Origin of the sequence: Methylobacterium aquaticum (assembly GCF_001043915.1) — a bacterium.
GTDB classification, from domain to species: domain Bacteria; phylum Pseudomonadota; class Alphaproteobacteria; order Rhizobiales; family Beijerinckiaceae; genus Methylobacterium; species Methylobacterium aquaticum.
The window spans coordinates 1-3,542 of the sequence record NZ_LABX01000395.1 but is presented as its reverse complement, the minus strand read 5'-3'; the positions used below and the strand labels follow the sequence as shown (position 1 = coordinate 3,542).

The following is a 3,542-nucleotide window of genomic DNA, read 5'->3' as shown; positions in this document are numbered from 1 at the left end:
ATCCACACCCCGCGGCAGGCGGCCCGCCTGCGCGGGGTGTGGATCGTGGGGCTGATGCTCTATGCCCTCACCCTGGGAGCGGGCCTGGGCCTTGCCTCGGCCAACTGGGCGACGCGGGGGCGCTACCCGTTCGGAGGCGTCGTCCTCAATGCCTGGACCGCCTGGCCGAAGATCGGCGCCCGCGGCGCCGATCCCTATGTGCGGGCGATCCATGCCCGCACCGGCGAGATTCCGCTGGCCCTGGGCGAGGGCCTGCTCCTCACCGCGCTCACCGACGATGCCGGGCAGCGGCTCGATCCCTCCTGCCGCTACCGCATCGCCGGCGCGACGCCGCCGGCCCGGGCCTGGACCCTGACGGTGGAGCGCAGCCGCCATCCGAAGCCCGACGAGGCGCAGCCCACCCCGTCGCAGGCGGGTCAGGTGCCGCCGCCGCGCACCGGCTTCACCTCCACCGAGGTGCTGCGCGACCGCGACGGCCGCTTCGCCGTGACCATGAGCCCGGCCGTTCAACCCGGAAACTGGCTGCCGATGCCGGAGGGCGAGGGCTCGATCCGGCTGGTGCTGCGCCTCTACGATACGCCGGTGGCGGCGAGCACCGGCGTGCTCGAGCGCGAGGGCGTGCCCTCGATCACCCGGGAGGAGTGCCCGTGACGCCGCTCGGCCGTTTCATCCTCGCCACCTTGTGCGGCCTCGTCCTGGCCGGGCTCGTCCATATCGCGACGGTGCTGGCGATCCCCTACCTCGCCGCCGGCGACGCCATGGCACGCGCGCGGGCGACGCTGGCCAACGACACCTCGGTGCTGGTCCACGCCGCCAAGACCAGCGGGCCGGCGCAGCCCGCGGAAGGGTGGCTGCCGCCGCAGGATCCGGCGGTGGCGGTGGGCGTCTGCGCCTACGACCTCGACGACGGTCCGGTGCGGATCACCGCCGAGACCGGCCCGCTGCTCGAGACCATCGCCCTGCACGGGCGCGGTGGAGCCTACTACGCCATCACCGACCAGGCCGCCGTGCGCGGCACGGTGGAACTCGTCATCATGACCCAGCGCCAGTTCGACGAGGCCCTCGCCACCGCCGACGAGGACGAGCGCAACCGCGACGTGCGGATCATCGCGCCGAGCCGGCAGGGCTTCGTCAGTGTGCGGGTGCTGGCCGCTCTGCCGAGCCAGCAGGTCCAGGCCAACGACGCCGCGCGCTCGGTCTCCTGCACCATCGACGGGCCGGACGAGTGAGGGGTGCCGGCCGTCAGCCCTTGCGCACCAGCACCACCCCGCCGGGCTCCGGCGGGACGAGGCCGCAACGCGCCTCGGCATCCGGCGGCAGCAGCGGATCGAGCAGGTGCCGGCGCGACTCCAGGAAGGCCAGGGATCGCTCGGTGGCGATCGCCTCCTCCTCGGGGGCGGCCACCAGCAGGTGCTCGAGGGCGTAGCGGTAGGATGCGGCGCGCGCCCCGGTCTCCAGGCGCACCCAGGCGATGAGGCAGCGGTTCTCGGCCACCCGCATCGCGGCGCTGCGCACGTCGCGATCGTCCAGGGTGGTGATGAAGGGAAGGCTCTGCAACCGCGTCAGGTCCGCCCGCACTACCCGCGCCGCCGTCTCGGCGAAGGCCGGGACGAGGCGCCCATCCGCCACCAGATCGTCGGAGAGACGGCGGTAGCGCGAGACGGGAGAGCGGAACGGCCCGGCGGTGATCGCCTCGTAATAGGCCGTGGGATCGGAGAGGCGCCAGCTCGCCGGCAGCACCCGGGCGCGGGTGAGGTTGTCGAGGGCGGCGTCGAAGAGGCTGCGCTCCCGGGCCGGCATCAGGAAGCGCCAAGCGCGGTCGCGCAGGGCCCGCTCGTCCTCGGTGAATGGAAACAGCGAGGCCGGTTCGCCCCGCTCATGCGCGGCGAACGTCCCGGCGGCATTGATCAGGCTGTTCCAGGCGGTCGGCGCCGGGCGGCCGAAATCGCCCTGCTGGGTGCAGGCCGCCACCAGCGGCGCCGCGAGAAGGATGCGGGCGAGCCGCAAGGCGTGCGGAACTAGGCCGCGCATCATCGCGGGGCGCGGATCTCCCGGCAGGCTCGGGGTGGCGGCCTCACCTGTCCTCCGCCTGGATTCCTGCGTCGTCGCAGACTCGTGTCGCAAAGCCGGCCATCCCTGGTGCGACATCTGCTCAGCGCCGGCAGCGCCGCTCGGGGGCGGGCAGGCCGGGCTCGGCGGGATCGGGCAGCCTTTCATAGCGCACTCCCGTGAACAGCAGAATTCTGCCGCGGACCAGGTCCGCCGAATGGAGAGGGGCCGAGCCGCCGGCGACGGAGCGTGCGCGCGCGGCCGGGAACGGGATGATGTCCGCCGAGGGACGTCGCTGTAGGCCGACCATGTGTGTTCACCCGCCTCCGTCACGTCCCTCCGGGACTGCCGCCGATCCGCGTCCTCGCAGGGCACAGAAACCACGTGCATGGTTAATGGACGGTTTCCCGCCGGGCGCCGGCCGGTTGCCGGCCGGCCGGCGCCGTAAACCACCGGTGACCGGACGGGGCGACCGTCCCCGTTGTCCCCAGGCCGCGATCCGCCCGTTGGCCACAGCCTTAAGCGTCGCTTTACGCAGTCACCCGCATTCTCGAATTCGCTTTCATGTCCTGCGTACCCGATCGCCCATGGCCCGCTCTGCCGCCGACGCTCCGCCGGACCTCTCCGGTCTCCTCGATCTCGCGCGAGACCGGCGTCTCGACATGAAACCAGTCCTGCTGCGGGTGCAGACGGACCTGTTTCGCGCCGCTCCCGTGCGGGACGTGGCGACGATCCGGGCCTTCGAATCCCTGGCCTGCGGGCTGATCCCGACGGTCGATTCCGCCACCGCCGAGATCGTCGCCCAGAAGCTCGCGCCCTTGGCCGACACGCCCCAGAGCGTGCTGACGCTGCTCGCCGCCCATGGCGGCGGCGCCCGCGATGCCGTGATCGCCCTGAGCCCGGTCCTGTCGACGGCCTTGCTCGATGCCGCCGGCAACGGGCCGGAGCTCGACGCGGTCATCGCCTTGCGGAGCGATCTCGGCCGGGCGCTGGTCGACGACCTGACCCTGCGCGACGAGCCGGAGGTCGACCTGGCGCTCGCGCGCAACGCCACGGCACCGCTCGCCGGGGCCGCCCTGGAGCGGCTGGTGGAGCGGGCGCGGCGCCGTCCGGACCTGGCCGCCCTGCTGGTCGCCCGCGACGACCTGCCGGCCGTCGACCTGGCCCCCCTCTACCTCCAGGCGGGGCCGGAGCGCCGGGCGGCGATCCGCGACGGCGTCGCCGCCCGGGCGGCGTTGCGGCCGCAAGGGCGGGCCAGCCTGCGCGCCACCGGTGCCGCGCTCACCGCCTTCGCGGCCCGCGGCGAGCCGGAGCGGTTCGAGGTGGCGCTGGGCGAGGCGCTCGGCATGCCGGGGGTGAGCTTCCGCGCCACCGAGCCGGAACGGCGCGACCTCCTGGCCCTGGCCCTGCGGGCCGCCGACCTCGCCGAGGAGGAGGCCGTGTTCATCTTCCTGCGCCTCGATCCCTCGATCGCCCGCTCGGTCGAGGCGGTG

General features: G+C 73.9%; 4 protein-coding genes. 3 read left to right on the top strand and 1 reads right to left on the bottom strand.

Annotation, left to right across the window (positions count from 1 at the left end):
- Positions 1-54: 54 nt before the first annotated feature.
- The gene (locus VP06_RS32715) at positions 55-651 is read left to right on the top strand and encodes a DUF1214 domain-containing protein (RefSeq protein WP_425350982.1); all 597 of its coding nucleotides are present in this window, start codon (positions 55-57) and stop codon (positions 649-651) included.
- A complete protein-coding gene (locus VP06_RS32710; RefSeq protein WP_048467998.1) occupies positions 648-1,229 on the top strand; it encodes a DUF1254 domain-containing protein in 582 nt (193 codons plus the stop codon). Before VP06_RS32715 ends, VP06_RS32710 begins: the two co-directional genes overlap by 4 nt.
- A 13-nt stretch (positions 1,230-1,242) precedes the next feature.
- Here VP06_RS32710 and VP06_RS32705 read toward each other — a convergent pair whose 3' ends face one another.
- Positions 1,243-2,034 (bottom strand): hypothetical protein, encoded by a 792-nt coding sequence (locus tag VP06_RS32705; protein WP_197093347.1) that lies wholly within the window; start codon positions 2,032-2,034, stop codon positions 1,243-1,245.
- Between the two features lie 602 nt (positions 2,035-2,636).
- Between VP06_RS32705 and VP06_RS32695 the strand changes: the two genes are divergently transcribed.
- Positions 2,637-3,542: DUF2336 domain-containing protein (locus VP06_RS32695; protein ID WP_048467996.1), on the top strand; the 906-nt coding region annotated here is incomplete at its 3' end.

What these genes read in the sequence shown, in the direction of transcription:
- VP06_RS32715 (WP_425350982.1), top strand. Translation starts at nt 55, where the DNA reads ATGCTCTATGCCCTCACCCTGGGAGCGGGCCTGGGCCTTGCCTCGGCC.
- VP06_RS32705 (WP_197093347.1), bottom strand. Translation starts at nt 2,034, where the DNA reads ATGATGCGCGGCCTAGTTCCGCACGCCTTGCGGCTCGCCCGCATCCTT.